Below are 15,384 nucleotides of genomic sequence, written 5' to 3' on the forward strand. Positions count from 1 at the left end.
ATCTGCCTGTAAGACATATCCGATGTCTATTGGTTTCTTGATTTGGCGTTCGAGCAGTGAATTTCCTGTCAAAATCGACCACCCATTAACGCCAATTAGGTGTAACCCTGAACGAAAGCCGATACAATGTGCCACCTATATTAAGGATTAAGCGGCAGAATGGAACCGATTATTCTCGATTTGCGGGAGCAGCGTTGCCCTATGACGTTACTGCTGGTTAAACGAGCCGCGGCAGCTCTATCGCCCGGTGAATCGCTGACCATTTTGATTGCCGATCCCGCCTCACAACGTGACATTGAAAAGTATATTGCTCAACAGCCGCTGGATTGTCAGCGCACTCTAAATCACGATCACTGTTCGCTCAAGGTTAGTAAGGAGACTTCGTTTAATGTTTGAAATGGTCAGTCGTTGGTATAAGCGACGCTTCTCCGATCCACACGCTGCCAGCTTGGTGGCGATTTTGTTGTTTGGTTTTATCACCATCTACTTCTTTGGTCATTTGATTGCCCCTTTATTGGTGGCAATTGTACTCGCCTATCTGCTTGAGTGGCCCGTTACTCAACTGCGTCGATTACGAATTCCGCGCACCTTAGCGGTGATCATTGTGATTACGGTGTTCACTGGCTTGATGATTTTGGCGGTGTTTGGTTTGGTGCCAACGATTTGGAAGCAGGTGGGGAATTTAATTAACGACGTGCCGAATATGTACAATGGTACGCAGAAATTCATCACCAGTTTGCCTGAACGTTATCCGGAATTGGCACATCTAGAGATTGTCGAATCGGTAATCGGTAATGCGAAAAACAAAGTGCTAGGCATGGGCGAATCGGTGGTAAAAGGTTCTCTTGCGTCTCTGGTCAGCTTAGCCACGCTAGGGGTTTATCTGATTTTGGTGCCTCTATTAGTGTTCTTCTTGTTGAAAGATAAACAAGAGATGCTGCGGATGGCGAGTGGCATTTTGCCGCGTAACCGCAAGTTGGCGAATAAAGTTTGGGAAGAGATGAACCAACAAATCTCCAACTACATTCGTGGCAAAGTGCTGGAGATTGTTATCGTCGGCACAGTCAGTTACATCACGTTCGCGATTTTAGATCTGCGTTATTCCGTATTGCTGGCAGTCGCGGTCGGGCTTTCGGTATTGATCCCTTATATCGGCGCTGCAGCTGTAACCGTACCTGTTGCGATTGTGGCCTTGTTCCAATGGGGGCTGACCCCGCAGTTTTACACCTTGTTGATTGCTTACGGCATTATTCAGGCTTTGGACGGTAACGTTTTAGTGCCCGTACTTTTCTCTGAAGCGGTGAACCTACACCCGGTTGCGATCATTATTGCGGTACTCGTATTTGGCGGATTATGGGGCTTCTGGGGCGTGTTTTTTGCGATCCCATTAGCCACTCTCGTTAAGGCGGTGTGGAAAGCCTTACCAAGTATTGATGAAGAGCCCGCTTCCTAAAGAGGCCTAGTGGTGAACAAAAAACCAGCATTTTGCTGGTTTTTTATTGTCATTGAGTCCAAAACGAAAATTTCAGACTAAAGTTTGTAGAGAGAGTTGGCGATATAGCTCCTATAACAAAACCAATTTAATCAACACTATTTATCGCAAATGGGCAAATCAGGGACCCAGAACAGAAGGATCGGACATTATGAGGTTTAGTCAGAAGATCGTTGCCGCTTCATCGGCATTACTACTCTGTGTTATTGCACTGCTGTCATTTCAACAGCTCTCCACCGTTCGTGAGGAGATTGAATCACTCGTTCAAGATAGCTTGATGGAGATGGTGAAAGGGGTCAAAAACACAATTGAGTCAGATCTTGCCAGTAAAAAGGGATTAGCGCAGTCGACCACTGAGATTTTACAGCTTGATCCAACCAACAAAGCATTTGCTAAGAGTGTTTTAGAATCCCCCAACCTAAAAGGGAGCTTTTTAGCAATTGGTCTTGGCTATGAATCTGATGCGACCGTGGTCGAAAATGATGATGGTTGGGAGCCGAACGCAGATTACGATCCACGTAAGCGTCCTTGGTATGTGGATGCTAAGCGTGAAAGAAAGCTAGTGGTCACCGAGCCTTATGTCGATATCTCGACCAAGAAAATCATCATCTCTATCGGTACGCCAGTTTATCAGCAGAGTAACTTTGTCGGTGCCATGTTCTATGACGTAGAGCTGACTCAGTTGGCGCAATTGGTTAACTCTGTAAATCTGTTTGATGCGGGTTACCTATTCATCACGACGAAAGACGGCGTTACCATTGCTCACCCGAATGCGGAAAACAATGGCGAAAAATTCAGTCAGTTTTTACCGAATGTCGATCTGAAAGAAGGAACCCAACGGATTGAGCTGGACGGTAAATACTATCTGGTTAAATTTGCCCAAGTGCCATCTGAGAGTTGGTATATCGGCGCTGTGGTGGATGAATCTATCGCGTTTGCGATGGTGGATGATCTACGCCACAGCTCATTGATTTATACCGTTATTGGCGTATTGCTCAGTATCATTGGCTTAAGCTTCCTAATCAAAGTGCTGATGAAGCCTCTGGGTGCGCTGAGTCGAGCCATTGAAGATGTAGCTTCAGGTCAAGGGGATTTAACTAAACGTTTGGACACCAACACCGATATGGAATTTGCAATATTGGCGAAGGATTTCAACGTGTTCTGTGAAACGTTGCAAAAACGTATCCAACACCTAAAAGGGATTGGCGCGGAAATCATGCATGGTACCGAGCAAACGGTACTGGGTGCGCATGAGTCGGCCAGTGCCATGGCGCAGCAATTACAAGAGTTGGAGCAGCTCGCGACGGCAATGCATGAGATGGCGGTAACGGCGACAGAAGTCGCGAATAACGCGCAAGGAGCAGCGGCTGCGGCTCACGAGGCTGATGAAGCTTCACAAGATGGCAGTAAAGTGGTGAGTGATACCACGCGATCGATTGATGCGCTTTCTGCTCGTATCGAACAAGCGGTAGAAGAGGTCAAAGGACTAGAAGTGGCGACCGGAAATATCGAAACCATTTTGAAAGTCATTAACGATATTGCTGATCAAACCAACTTGCTGGCACTTAATGCGGCGATTGAAGCCGCGCGCGCGGGGGAATCGGGTCGAGGTTTTGCGGTGGTTGCCGATGAAGTTCGGACTTTGGCACAGCGTACGCAACAATCGACCACGGAAATTCGCAATATGATCGAACAGTTGCAAAGCGGTGCGAGTGCGGTTTCTGCTGCGATGAATGAGAGTAAGTACACGGCGGATGATGCTGTGCAGAAGGCGCAGCTTGCTAATGAATCTCTGCAACGGATTCGTGGTGCTATCCAACGGATCAGCGATATGAACATGCAGATTGCTTCTGCAGCGGAAGAGCAAAGTCTCGTTGCCGAGGAGATCAACACCAATACGGTGAAGATTAAAGACCTCTCGACTCAGGTGGCGGACTCCGCTAAATCAGCGAGTATGGCCATGGAAGTACAAACCGAAAACGTGCGCGAGCAAGGCAAACTCCTCAACACCTTTATCGTGTAGCGTTTTGACCTACGCATTTCGAATGCCAACAATAAGGCCAGTCAATGACTGGCCTTAATCTTTTCTGTATTTAAACGGACTAAAATCGGCATTTCTACCGATTATTTGCCGCTGAGATAAGCCAGTACCACTTCATGGTGGTTGCTGGTTTTAAACTTATCAAAGACTTGCTCAATCACACCTTGTTCATTGATCAAAAAGCTGATGCGATGTAAGCCATCAAAGATTTTACCCATAAACTTTTTCTCACCCCATACGCCAAACTGTTCAGCAACTTGGTGATCTTCATCTGATAACAGTGAGAAGTTAAGATTATCACGCTCAATGAACTTGCCTAATCGCTTCACGGGGTCGGTACTCACCCCCAGCACTACCACATTGTGTCCTTGCAGCTCCGCTTGAATATCGCGTAGTCCTTGTGCCTGCACTGTGCAGCCTGGCGTCATGGCTTTGGGGTAAAAGTAGAGCAGAACTTTTTTGCCTGCAAAATCCGCAAGCGTTACAGGATTGCCATTTTGATCTGGTAAAGAGAAAGCCGGAGCTGGAGTTCCAGCAGTAAGCGTATTCATAATTATCCCTTTGATTACTGACTGTTTTTTATAAAGTTAAGTGAACCCTGAACATCAAGTGCTGTACATAAGGCATCAAACTCTTCTTGCAACTGCATGAGGTTACAACCTGAGTCCACTCGCGCGCTGATGGCGATGTGGAACTGATTTTGCTCACTGTGCAGTTTGTCTTTGCTGATGGTTTGTGCGCTTAGTGATGCCATACCGATTTGGCGCTGTGCGAAAAATTGGGTGAACTTTTCGGTCAGCCCCAGTTTATCGTCAGACTCTACGTACACTTCCACGGTATAAGCGTGGGTTTGATGATCATGAGGTGATGTACGTTTCATCATGGTGATCAGATCATGCTGTTGGCCAAGCAAAGGTAACGTGGTTTCGACGCGAGTAATGTTGCTTGGGGAGCCAGAAATTAACATCAAAAGTGTAAATTCTTTTCCAAACATAGCGATGCGGCTATCAATAATGTTGCAACCCGCTTGGGTCACTAATCGAACCACTTCGTTACAAATGCCGGGTCTGTCAGTGCCCACGGCGGTGATCACAAGATGCTGAGTCATACTGTCACTTTAGAGATGATTTTTCGGGCATGTTAACACAGTTAAACTAGAGAAAAAGCGTGACCAAGTGCGTTTTTCCGTGCGCTCACCCTGAAAATGACCACAGTTTGACACCCACGACGAAGTGCCGTGTATAAAGGTCACTCGTCTTGCCCGCCATTTATTGAGGGCATCTTATCAATATTCATCCGCATGGTGATTTAAGCCCATTTCTCCGCTTGTCTTTTTTTAGCGCCATGCATTACCATGCTGAGAGTATCAGATTAGGGAGATAGACATGTTTTCAGGAAGTATCGTTGCGTTAATTACCCCATTTACTCCGGACGGTGAAGTCGATTATATCAGCCTGAAAAAGCTGGTCGATTTCCATGTTGATGCAGGAACCGATGCGATTGTTTCCGTTGGCACCACCGGTGAATCCGCGACACTAACGGTCGAAGAACACGTGAAAGTAGTAGCAAAAACGGTAGAGTTCGCTGAAGGTCGTCTGCCTATTATTGCTGGAACAGGCGCAAATGCGACCCATGAAGCGGTCACTTTTAGCCGCCTGCTGAACAACACAGGTATTGCAGGGTATTTGAGTGTCACGCCTTATTACAATAAGCCGACCCAAGAAGGTCTGTTCCTGCACTACAACGCGATTGCGCAAGAAACCGATATTCCCGTGATTTTGTACAACGTGCCGGGACGTACCGCTGTGGATATGCGTCCAGAAACCGTTGCCCGTTTATCTGAAATAAAGAACATTGTTGCACTGAAAGATGCGACCGGTGATTTAAGCCGTGTTGCGAAGCACCGTGAGATGTGTAAAGAAGGTTTTGTCCTACTCAGTGGTGATGATGCCACAGGCCTTGAGTTCGTTAAGCTCGGGGGGCAAGGTGTGATTTCAGTGACCAACAATATCGCTGCTGCCGACATGGCGAAGATGATGCATTTGGCGCTGGATGGTAAGTTTGACGAAGCGGCGATCATCAACCAACGTTTGATGACTCTGCATAAAAATCTGTTTATCGAATCGAGCCCAATTCCAGTGAAATGGGCAGCCCATAAGATGGGATTGATTGCAAATGGTGATCTGCGTCTACCTTTGACGCAACTTTCGGAACCAGCACGCCCAATCGTTGCCCAAGCCCTGTCTGAAGCCTGTATTTATTAAGGCGCGATCCATTACAATGCCGGGGTATCATGACCCCGGCAATTTTTAGGAGTTTCAATGAAGTTTTCTCGCCAGCTAGTTCTCGGTTCACTGGCTGTTTTGGTTTTAAGTGCTTGCTCCAGCAGCCCCACGCAACGACGCCAAGCTAAAGACGATTTCGACTATCTCGAAACCACAGAATTTAAGCCTTGGGTATTGCCACAAGGTGCCACTCCGCAGTTTTATCCTAACTATGATATTCCGCAGGGCGCGTTTCATGGTGGTGTGGGGAATGTGGTCGATATTCGTCCGCCACAACAAGTGTTGGAACTCATCCCAGGTGCTCGCGCAGAACGTCAAAATGGCGAAGTGACCTTATGGATGTTGCGCCAAGATGAAGCGCAAAAAGTGTGGGATACCGCACTGAAAATGATTGCGGAGCGCAAAATCCCTCTTCGTAAGCAAACCGATTCTATGGTGGAAACGGACTGGGTCGATTGGGTATCAGAAGATGAAGATGTGACGATTGGCAGTCGCTACTTAATGTCGATGGTGGAAACCAATAATCGTTATGGCTTTAAAATTTCGCTGATTGGTTGGCGTGAAAATGGTCAAGTGCAAACGGTCAGTACCACCAATAAAGAGCGTTACAACGCCTTTATGACCAACTTGGTCACGACTCGTTACGACTCCGATGTGCGTGCGGAAGCGGCGCGCCGTGCTCAAGAGCTGGTTAAGCAAATTCCGATTACCATGGGCTCAGATCGCAGTGGATTCCCTGTGATCATTGCGCGTACGCCTTACGATGTGCTGTGGCAACGTTTGCCAGAGTTACTGCCCAAAATGGGCTTTACTATTGAAGAGCGTAACCAGTCACAAGGAACGGTTAAAGCCAAATACGCTGCACCAGATGATGAATTCTGGCAACAGGTTGGTGTTAAACCGATTGAGCTTAAATCCGGGACTTACACCTTCCTCTTTGGTGACTTGGGTAACCGTACGTCGATTAACGTGACTGACTCAGCGGGTAAACCGGTCAACGAAGCGCTGTTGAAAGAGATGGTGCCAGTGCTCTCAGCTGTGGTGGATAAGAAGTAATGAAAAAGAAGGGATGCCAAGGCATCCCTTTGTTTTTATTGTCATCCCTAAACCACCGTTTTTAGCGGTGGTGATTGTCCCTAGGGGCTTTTGCCCGAAAATGCGCCCATGTTAGAAGACAAACTCTTATTCACCATAAGTAAGAGGATTCAAATAACATGGGCGACTACAGAAGTTCATCACACGTCTATTGGCGTTGCAAATATCATATCGTTTGGACACCAAAATTTCGTTTTAAGATCTTAAAAGGTAATGTAGCCAAAGAGCTAAATCGTTCGATCTACATTCTTTGTAATATGAAAGATTGTGAAGTTTTGGAACTCAATGTTCAGCCAGATCATGTCCACTTAGTTGCGATAATTCCGCCCAAAGTATCGATTTCGACGTTGATGGGAGTTTTAAAGGGTAGGAGTGCAATTAGGCTATTCAACAAGTTTCCACATATCAGGAAAAAGTTATGGGGAAATCATTTTTGGGCGCGAGGCTATTTTGTGTATACGGTAGGTGTAAATGAAGAAATCATTAGACGGTATGTACGGCATCAAGACAAAAAAGAGCTTGAGCAAGAGCAGCAGTTAGAGTTATTGAGAGACTAACAGCGTCGTAGCCCCCTTTTAGGGGGCTTATATTAAAACCGCCTTCTAAGAAGGCGGATTTTTATTGTCATCCCTAAACCACCGTTTTTAGCGGTAGTCATTGTTTTGCGATTTGTCGTTACCCGTTATCTTTAGGTTCAGAGGGAGTATCCGTGCCTTTGGGTGAGCGCGGATATCTCTTCTGATCCAGCTCATTCAGCCGATCAAGTTCGCTTTTTTTATCCATTTGCCCAAATTTCATGTTGGCGGTGTATTTAAGCGCGGCAATATTCCCGACAATCACGGCGACCACAATCAACGAGATCACCCAAGGGTTAAACAGTATCTCCATGTTATACCTCACAAATATTCGTGATGAAGCGCTGATAAATCTCCGGTAACAGCGCTTGGACTGTCGTTTTTCCTTCCATCGCTACAGCAGAGAGCTGCGCAAGCAATAGGGGCTCGCTCAGTGCTGCTAAGCATTGCTGCGCAGTCTGTTTATGACTGATATGCCAAGGTTCAAAGCCAATGCCTTCACCATGCTGATAGGGTAGGAAAAAACCAAATTGAGCAAGATGTGCGTTTAGCCATTGAGAGAACTCACTTTGATGCCCTTCAAGATATTCCCACGGTTCAAGCAGCAGACTGGTGTTCTCTGGTAAAGCATCGCGGTCATACACATCAAAATCCGTTCCCCAATGGTGACGACTTGCGCCCGGCAAGGCTGACCAGCGTAATATGGCTAACACTTTTTCAGCTTCACTCAGTGTGTTGCTATGCAATGGCTGGCTATGTTCATCGAGCAGCGGTTTTTGACCGAGCATTTTCTGGTTCCAGATCGCCAGTTGGCGTTCAAAGGAGCGAAAACCACTGGCGATACAAAGGTTAAACCCTGCATCTTGCGCCGCTTGCTTGAGTGCTAAAAGATCCGCACTCACTTGCGGATGCACTTGAAACGCTTTTTGTCCGACCATCACGGAGATCAAATGTGTGTCGGTTTGCCCGGTCAGCTGCTCAGGGGTCATAGTTAGCCTAAAAGATGATTTAAGGTTTTTTGATACATATCGGTCAATTTCTCTAAATCCGCAATACGTACACACTCGTTTACCTTGTGAATGGTGGCATTGACGGGACCGAGCTCAACCACTTGTGCGCCCATTTGGGCAATGAAGCGACCGTCAGATGTTCCGCCTGTCGTCAATAACGCAGGGGCTTGACGGTTTACTTCCTCTACGGCTGCGACTACTGCGGCCAGTAGTTCGCCCGTATCGGTCAGGAAGGGTTGGCCGCTGAGAGTCCATTTCACATCGTACTCGAGCCCGTGAGCATCCAAGACCGAATGTACGCGGCGTTTGATCTCTTCATCGGTGAGCTCTGTACTAAAGCGGAAGTTAAACTGCACATCAAATTCACCGGGGATGACATTCGATGCGCCAGTACCCGCTTGCAGGTTAGGAATTTGAAAGCTGGTGGGGGGGAAATAGGCGTTACCTTCATCCCATTGGGTGGCGGCGAGTTCGGCCAATGCGGGGAGCGCTTTATGCACGGGATTATTAGCCAGATGCGGATAAGCAACATGGCCTTGGGTGCCTTTTACCTTCAAATCCCCCGTGATGGAGCCACGACGGCCATTTTTCACCACATCGCCTACGGCTAGGGTACTGGACGGCTCACCGACGATACACATATCGATCAGTTCGTTACGTGCCATTAGCGTTTCTACGACACGGACGGTGCCGTTGATAAAGGGGCCTTCTTCATCAGAAGTGATCAAAAAACCGATCGAGCCTTGATGATCGGGATGTTCGGCAATAAAACGCTCTACCGCCACAATCATACAAGCCAGCGAGCCTTTCATATCTGCTGCGCCACGCCCGTGCAGGAAACCATCAATCACAGTCGGCTCAAAAGGAGGAGTGTGCCACTGCGCCAGAGGGCCAGCAGGCACCACATCGGTATGACCGGCAAAAACAAACAGTGGAGATTGCGTGCCGCGGCGAGCCCAGAAGTTGGTGGTGTCTTCAAACACCATGCTTTCAATTTTGAAACCCAGCGCTTTTAAGCGCTCAATCATCAGATCCTGACATCCTGCGTCGGCAGGAGTAACGGATTGGCGGCTAATCAGATCTTTTGCCAGAGCCAGTACAGGGCTATCTGTCATCCTTGAAATTCCTTGTATTAATCAAAACGCTTAAGAAAAAAGAGCGCGATACTGGGCATCGCTAAAGCCAAGATGCAGTTCATCTTGACGTTGTAAAATAGGGCGCTTAATCATCGCCGGATGTTCTACTAACAATGCCACGGCATTGTCGGCATTCAAAGTGGCTTTTTGCTCATCACTCAGTTGGCGAAAGGTTGTGCCGCGCTTATTGAGTACTTGTTCCCAACCTAATTGGCTACAAAATCCAGCCACCAATTCTGGGGTAATGCCCTCTTTGCGATAGTCATGAAACTGGTAGGCGACGCCCGCTTGTTCTAGCCATTTACGGGCTTTTTTCATGGTGTCGCAGTTCGGAATGCCATACAAAGTGATCGTCATGTTTATCCTTAAATGGGTTTTATTGAAGGCCTGAATGGGTTGCTTCATGGTGTTGAGCTTAGGGCAACCTTGCTTATTGTGCGTTCAATCCTAACAGGAAGGTTCGGCAGAGACAAAAGTGTGATGTAGATATTTCACGCACGGAAAAAATAGCCTACTAAAGTAAATCGATTGGCAAGTTATTGATCAAACGCAACACATCACACAGTAAAACGGAAATAATGAGCACAGCATACTTTAGGAGGTATCAATGGAACTGAGTCCTGTATTCGCAAGGCGCTTATATTTAGCTTTGCTTGTGGAGAGCCTTGAGCGACCCAATGTCCCTAAACTGATTGAAAAGACGGGCTGGCCTCGTCGTACTATCCAAGATGTCATCAAAGCCATGCCGGGTATCGGTATTGAACTGAACTTCGTGCAAGATGGCCGCCGACACAATGATGGCTACTACCAGCTTTCTGACTGGGGGCCCTTTGACAGCCAATGGGTCACCGAACGCAAAAAAGACATTGCGGCAAGCTTAGGGTTTTGTGCTTAAAGCCAGCATCGCTGGCTTTTTCTTTATCCACATTATGCGGCTTGGCACATCATGCGGCTTGGTGCGTCAGCTGTTTTGCCACAACCAGTAACTGATAAAACCTAGCCAACTGAGCGCTAATAATACCCATGCGAGTTTGGCTTGATTGGTATGAGAGTCATCGCCGAGTTCGGATACATAGTCATCCGCTTCGTGGATTTCCTCTGTCGAAGATTGCTTGGCTTTTAACGCTTTTTTACGCAGCTTATCTGCCTGCCGGTGTTTCTCTTTCTGCTGCTTTTTGTATAAAGCAATCCCTTTTTCGATACCTTGAGTGATGAGCTTAGTTTGCTCTTTGGTTTGTCCGGGGCGCTGAGTCGCTTTCGCAATTTTTAACGCCTCTTGCTGGGTTTGTTCTGACGGAATGAGAGTCGTGTTTTTCATTAATCTATACGGTTTAAAAAGCTTAGGACTAAGACTAGCATGTGAGCGCAGGGTAAAAAATGGGGCGAGCTAAGAATAAGCAGTGGTCATTTAGGGGAATTGCGCTAGAGTGAACAGCCTGTGTTTTATGAGTTGAGAAAACCGTGCGTTATTCGATTGAACAGTATGATAGTCAAGGATTTTTAAAAGCACCGATATGGCTATGGCTAGGATGGCTGTTTCTTAATCGAGCTTGGATCATGTTTGTGATGGCGGGGGTGAGCCGCGAACAAGGTTCCCATTTGCTCTCATTGATCTATCCCGATCACTCTTTGTTGTATGTTGGACTTGCGATGGGGGCTCCGGCTCTTGCCTTAATATGGCTCATCACGTTACGCAGTTCGCAGCGGCAATGGGTCAATCAGATTGTCGCGCAAGGTCGTGCGATTTCTTTATTCGTTGTGATAGGCCAATTTGTGCAAACGGCTTTTCACGTTTACTTGCTGCAGGGGGCTTTTCACTGGGCCAACGCATTGACCCTACTCTTATTACTGTGGTTTGGCATTTACCTCGTGCAGAGTCGCCATGTGCGCGACAGTTTAAAAGCCCCCGCGTTGGATAAGGCATGATCATCATCAACGCGATGATTTTTCTTTTTATTACACTGAGCAAAACCGAAAAGTGAGGATTCGTTATGTTTAAGTCACAGACCGCAATCTTGCCAGAAGCTGGCCCGTTTGCCCTGTACACACTACTGAAAGTTCGTCAGAACCACGCCCATGTTTTGCAAGCGCTTAAGGCTTTGCCTGCGTTAGTTGAGGAAATCAATCAAAATCAGCCGGGAGCCGAGCTGACGGTTTCTGTCGCGTTCAGCAAAGGTTTTTGGAGCCATTTTGAGATGGCGTCGCCACCAGAACTGATTGATTTTCCTGAGCTGGGTGAGGGCGAAACTCACGCGCCAAGCACGGATGTGGATGTGTTGATCCATTGTCACGCCACGCGCCACGATTTGCTGTTTTATACTCTACGTAAAGGGATTAGCGACATAGCTCAAGATATTGAAATCGTGGATGAAACCTATGGTTTCCGTTATTTAGACGCACGTGACATGACGGGCTTTATTGATGGCACAGAAAACCCGAAAGCTGAGAAACGCGCGGAAGTCGCGTTGGTGGCCGATGGCGACTTTGCGGGAGGCAGCTATGTGATGGTACAACGCTTTGTGCATAATTTGCCGGCGTGGAATCGTCTCAACTTAGCGGCGCAAGAAAAAGTGATTGGTCGTACTAAGCCTGATTCCGTCGAGCTAGAAAATGTTCCTGCCGCTTCGCATGTAGGTCGAGTGGATATTAAAGAAGAAGGTAAAGGATTGAAGATTGTTCGCCACAGCTTGCCGTATGGCAGCGTGAGCGGCGATCACGGCCTACTGTTTATTGCGTACTGCCACACGCTGCATAATTTCAAAACCATGCTGGAAAGCATGTACGGTGTCACTGATGGCAAAACAGACCAACTGCTACGCTTTACCAAAGCCGTGACCGGGGCTTATTTCTTTGCACCGTCGCAAGTGATGTTGCAGGAACTGACACTCAAGAATCAATAATGCAACACCGTTGCATATTTTTCATGCCAAAGCCGAGCCTAGTGCTCGGTTTTTTGATTAAAGAAAACTCACTTTACACCGATAAAAGAACAAGTAAGCAATCGTGTAAGGAGTGCAGCAGCCATGGCCATGACGGTAAATACCAATGTGTCTGCGCTGGTAGCACAGCGACATCTTAATTCTGCGTCCGAGATGCTCAATCAGTCTCTGGAGCGGCTCTCTTCTGGCAATCGAATCAACAGTGCCAAAGACGATGCGGCAGGACTGCAGATCTCCAATCGTTTGGAAACGCAAATGCGTGGCCTCGGCATTGCTGTGCGCAATGCCAACGATGGGATTTCGATCATGCAGACGGCAGAAGGGGCGATGCAGGAAACCACCCAGCTATTGCAACGCATGCGCGACCTCTCTTTGCAATCGGCCAACGGTTCAAACAGTGCAGCCGAAAGAGTCGCATTACAAGAGGAAATGGCCGCTTTAAACGATGAATTGAATCGAATCGCTGAAACCACCTCTTTTGCAGGGCGCAAGCTGCTCAATGGCCAATTTATGAAAGCCAGTTTCCAAATTGGTGCCAGCAGTGGTGAAGCCGTACAGCTTTCACTGCGCAATATGCGATCAGACAGTTTGGAGATGGGCGGGTTTAGCTATGTTGCGGCTGCGTTGGCTGATAAACAGTGGCAAGTCACAAAAGGTAAACAACAACTCAATATCAGCTACGTCAATGCGCAAGGGGAGAATGAGAACATTCAGATCCAAGCCAAAGAGGGAGACGATATTGAAGAGTTGGCGACTTACATCAATGGCCAAACCGATAAAGTCTCTGCGTCCGTGAATGAAAAGGGACAACTCCAGTTGTACATCGCGGGGAAAGAGACGTCAGGCACCTTGTCGTTCAGTGGCAGTTTAGCCAACGAATTACAGATGAACTTATTGGGTTATGAAGCGGTAGATAATCTTGATATCAGCAGTGCTGGCGGAGCGCAGCGCGCCGTCTCGGTGATTGATACGGCACTCAAGTATGTCGATGGGCATCGCTCAGAGCTAGGAGCGATGCAAAATCGTTTTCAACACGCGATCAGTAACCTCGATAACGTGCATGAAAACCTAGCGGCCTCGAACAGCCGGATTAAAGATGCGGATTACGCCAAAGAAACCACGCAAATGATTAAGCAGCAAATTTTGCAGCAAGTCAGCACTTCTGTGCTCGCTCAAGCGAAACGCCAGCCGAAGTTTGTGCTGTTTTTGCTGCGTAATTAACGTTGCCTGCTCGACTTCGTCTCTAACTCATTGTTCATCTGACTCAAGATCAAGCTCGCTTTATCGTCCATGGTAGAAAAACCTTGAGTGCCAAAGTGCACTTTTTGTGCATTTTATGTGTTTGATGCCTAATTTATCGCCAACCAAACTTTTTTCTTAAAAAATCGAAAATTTTTCCTAAAGGATTTAAAAAACGCGCCGTTATAAAAGGTAACTTTGAGAGAACTACTTTGGTTTTCCGAGACGTCGGAAACCGGATACATCGGAAAATCAATTGGAGAAATCACCATGGCAGTGAATGTAAATACCAACGTAGCAGCAATGACAGCTCAACGTTATTTGACTGGTGCAACCAATGCACAACAAACTTCAATGGAGCGTCTATCTTCAGGCTTTAAAATCAATAGCGCTAAAGATGATGCTGCCGGCCTACAAATCTCTAACCGCTTGAACGTACAAAGCCGCGGTCTGGATGTGGCAGTACGCAACGCGAATGATGGTATTTCAATTGCTCAAACCGCAGAAGGCGCGATGAATGAAACCACCAACATTCTGCAACGTATGCGTGACTTGTCACTGCAATCTGCGAACGGCTCGAACTCCAAATCTGAGCGTGTGGCAATCCAAGAAGAGATCACCGCACTGAATGATGAGCTGAACCGTATTGCAGAAACCACGTCATTCGGTGGTAACAAGTTGCTCAACGGTACCTTCTCAACCAAGTCGTTCCAAATCGGTGCTGACAACGGTGAGGCGGTCATGCTGACCTTGAAAGACATGCGCAGTGATAACCGCATGATGGGTGGTACCAGCTATGTCGCGGCAGAAGGCAAAGACAAAGACTGGAAAGTACAAGCGGGCGCGAACGACATCACTTTCACGCTGAAAGACATCGACGGCAATGACCAAACCATTACCGTGAACGCTAAAGAAGGCGATGATATCGAAGAAGTGGCGACTTACATCAACGGTCAAACCGACATGGTGAAAGCGTCTGTCAACGAGAAAGGTCAGCTACAAATCTTTGCTGGTAACAACAAAGTCACCGGTGATGTAGCCTTCTCTGGTGGTCTAGCGGGTGCTCTGAACATGCAAGCGGGTACAGCAGAAACCGTTGACACTATCGATGTGACTTCAGTTGGTGGCGCGCAACAATCGGTTGCAGTTATCGACTCTGCGCTGAAGTATGTAGATAGTCACCGTGCTGAACTGGGTGCGTTCCAGAACCGTTTCAACCATGCTATCAGCAACTTGGATAACATTAACGAAAACGTGAATGCTTCTAAGAGCCGTATCAAAGACACCGATTTCGCGAAAGAGACTACAGCGCTCACCAAATCGCAAATCCTGTCTCAAGCATCAAGCTCTGTGCTGGCCCAGGCCAAACAAGCGCCAAACGCAGCACTCAGCCTGTTGGGTTAATCCCCACACCGCCAAAAAATCCAGCTTCGGCTGGATTTTTTATTGCATCCAGTTTCATTAATGTGTGCCTAACTTCACGAAAGTGGAGGGGATTTTCTTTTTTTGAAAAAATGCCTGAAATTTCTCTAAAGGATATTTATTTCTCGCCGTTACAGGATACGAGAGAAA

Annotated in this window: 18 protein-coding genes; 11 read left to right on the top strand and 7 right to left on the bottom strand. The window is 47.3% G+C overall.

Annotated features, from left to right (window positions below):
- Positions 1 to 159 precede the first annotated feature (159 nt).
- From F0316_RS03445 to mlp24, 3 genes are all read left to right on the top strand, one after another.
- Positions 160 to 396 (top strand): sulfurtransferase TusA family protein, encoded by a 237-nt coding sequence (locus tag F0316_RS03445; RefSeq protein WP_000433304.1) that lies wholly within the window; start codon positions 160 to 162, stop codon positions 394 to 396.
- A complete protein-coding gene (locus tag F0316_RS03450) occupies positions 389 to 1,453 on the top strand; it encodes an AI-2E family transporter (RefSeq protein WP_000462611.1) in 1,065 nt (354 codons plus the stop codon). Before F0316_RS03445 ends, F0316_RS03450 begins: the two co-directional genes overlap by 8 nt.
- A gap of 190 nt (positions 1,454 to 1,643) precedes the next feature.
- On the top strand, positions 1,644 to 3,515 hold the full coding sequence (gene mlp24, locus F0316_RS03455; protein ID WP_001212589.1) for a methyl-accepting chemotaxis protein Mlp24: 1,872 nt from the start codon (positions 1,644 to 1,646) through the stop codon (positions 3,513 to 3,515).
- 101 nt (positions 3,516 to 3,616) lie between these two features.
- Here mlp24 and bcp read toward each other — a convergent pair whose 3' ends face one another.
- Positions 3,617 to 4,084 (bottom strand): thioredoxin-dependent thiol peroxidase, encoded by a 468-nt coding sequence (gene bcp / locus F0316_RS03460; protein WP_001094790.1) that lies wholly within the window; start codon positions 4,082 to 4,084, stop codon positions 3,617 to 3,619.
- A 14-nt stretch (positions 4,085 to 4,098) separates the two neighbouring features.
- Complete coding sequence (locus F0316_RS03465; protein WP_000191995.1) at positions 4,099 to 4,641, bottom strand: glycine cleavage system protein R; 543 nt, start codon at positions 4,639 to 4,641, stop codon at positions 4,099 to 4,101.
- Positions 4,642 to 4,918: 277 nt separating this feature from the next.
- Between F0316_RS03465 and dapA the strand changes: the two genes are divergently transcribed.
- The 3 genes from dapA to tnpA all read left to right on the top strand — a co-directional run bounded on the left by dapA (position 4,919) and on the right by tnpA (position 7,470).
- Complete coding sequence (gene dapA / locus F0316_RS03470) at positions 4,919 to 5,797, top strand: 4-hydroxy-tetrahydrodipicolinate synthase (protein ID WP_000491214.1); 879 nt, start codon at positions 4,919 to 4,921, stop codon at positions 5,795 to 5,797.
- A 57-nt stretch (positions 5,798 to 5,854) separates the two neighbouring features.
- Positions 5,855 to 6,874 carry an outer membrane protein assembly factor BamC gene (gene bamC, locus F0316_RS03475; protein ID WP_000672772.1) on the top strand — a complete coding sequence of 340 codons (1,020 nt, stop codon included), beginning with the start codon at positions 5,855 to 5,857 and terminating at the stop codon, positions 6,872 to 6,874.
- A 158-nt stretch (positions 6,875 to 7,032) separates the two neighbouring features.
- On the top strand, positions 7,033 to 7,470 hold the full coding sequence (tnpA, locus tag F0316_RS03485; RefSeq protein WP_149560211.1) for an IS200/IS605-like element IS1004 family transposase: 438 nt from the start codon (positions 7,033 to 7,035) through the stop codon (positions 7,468 to 7,470).
- Between the two features lie 118 nt (positions 7,471 to 7,588).
- On the opposite strand, the gene F0316_RS03490 is transcribed toward tnpA, so the two are convergent.
- Genes F0316_RS03490 through F0316_RS03505 form a run of 4 tightly spaced genes read right to left on the bottom strand, consistent with a single transcriptional unit; the run spans position 7,589 to position 9,991 of the window.
- A complete protein-coding gene (locus F0316_RS03490; protein ID WP_000404231.1) occupies positions 7,589 to 7,801 on the bottom strand; it encodes a DUF2897 family protein in 213 nt (70 codons plus the stop codon).
- A gap of 1 nt (position 7,802) precedes the next feature.
- The gene (locus F0316_RS03495) at positions 7,803 to 8,477 is read right to left on the bottom strand and encodes a M15 family metallopeptidase (protein ID WP_001961251.1); all 675 of its coding nucleotides are present in this window, start codon (positions 8,475 to 8,477) and stop codon (positions 7,803 to 7,805) included.
- A 2-nt stretch (positions 8,478 to 8,479) separates the two neighbouring features.
- A complete protein-coding gene (gene dapE, locus F0316_RS03500) occupies positions 8,480 to 9,613 on the bottom strand; it encodes a succinyl-diaminopimelate desuccinylase (RefSeq protein WP_149560212.1) in 1,134 nt (377 codons plus the stop codon).
- A 30-nt stretch (positions 9,614 to 9,643) separates the two neighbouring features.
- Complete coding sequence (locus tag F0316_RS03505) at positions 9,644 to 9,991, bottom strand: ArsC family reductase (RefSeq protein ID WP_000156592.1); 348 nt, start codon at positions 9,989 to 9,991, stop codon at positions 9,644 to 9,646.
- Positions 9,992 to 10,241: 250 nt separating this feature from the next.
- Between F0316_RS03505 and F0316_RS03510 the strand changes: the two genes are divergently transcribed.
- Complete coding sequence (locus F0316_RS03510) at positions 10,242 to 10,529, top strand: winged helix-turn-helix domain-containing protein (RefSeq protein ID WP_000423624.1); 288 nt, start codon at positions 10,242 to 10,244, stop codon at positions 10,527 to 10,529.
- Positions 10,530 to 10,595: 66 nt separating this feature from the next.
- On the opposite strand, the gene F0316_RS03515 is transcribed toward F0316_RS03510, so the two are convergent.
- The gene (locus F0316_RS03515; RefSeq protein WP_000799589.1) at positions 10,596 to 10,952 is read right to left on the bottom strand and encodes a DUF2956 domain-containing protein; all 357 of its coding nucleotides are present in this window, start codon (positions 10,950 to 10,952) and stop codon (positions 10,596 to 10,598) included.
- Positions 10,953 to 11,095: 143 nt separating this feature from the next.
- Between F0316_RS03515 and F0316_RS03520 the strand changes: the two genes are divergently transcribed.
- The 4 genes from F0316_RS03520 to flaD all read left to right on the top strand — a co-directional run bounded on the left by F0316_RS03520 (position 11,096) and on the right by flaD (position 15,216).
- A complete protein-coding gene (locus F0316_RS03520; RefSeq protein WP_149560213.1) occupies positions 11,096 to 11,560 on the top strand; it encodes a DUF2919 domain-containing protein in 465 nt (154 codons plus the stop codon).
- Between the two features lie 65 nt (positions 11,561 to 11,625).
- On the top strand, positions 11,626 to 12,534 hold the full coding sequence (locus F0316_RS03525) for a Dyp-type peroxidase (RefSeq protein ID WP_000477170.1): 909 nt from the start codon (positions 11,626 to 11,628) through the stop codon (positions 12,532 to 12,534).
- 123 nt (positions 12,535 to 12,657) lie between these two features.
- Complete coding sequence (locus tag F0316_RS03530; RefSeq protein WP_001251949.1) at positions 12,658 to 13,794, top strand: flagellin; 1,137 nt, start codon at positions 12,658 to 12,660, stop codon at positions 13,792 to 13,794.
- A gap of 288 nt (positions 13,795 to 14,082) precedes the next feature.
- Positions 14,083 to 15,216, top strand: coding sequence for a flagellin D (flaD, locus tag F0316_RS03535; protein WP_000290371.1), 1,134 nt, complete (start codon positions 14,083 to 14,085; stop codon positions 15,214 to 15,216).
- Positions 15,217 to 15,384 lie beyond the last annotated feature (168 nt).

This window comes from Vibrio cholerae, from assembly GCF_008369605.1.
Lineage (GTDB): Bacteria > Pseudomonadota > Gammaproteobacteria > Enterobacterales > Vibrionaceae > Vibrio > Vibrio cholerae.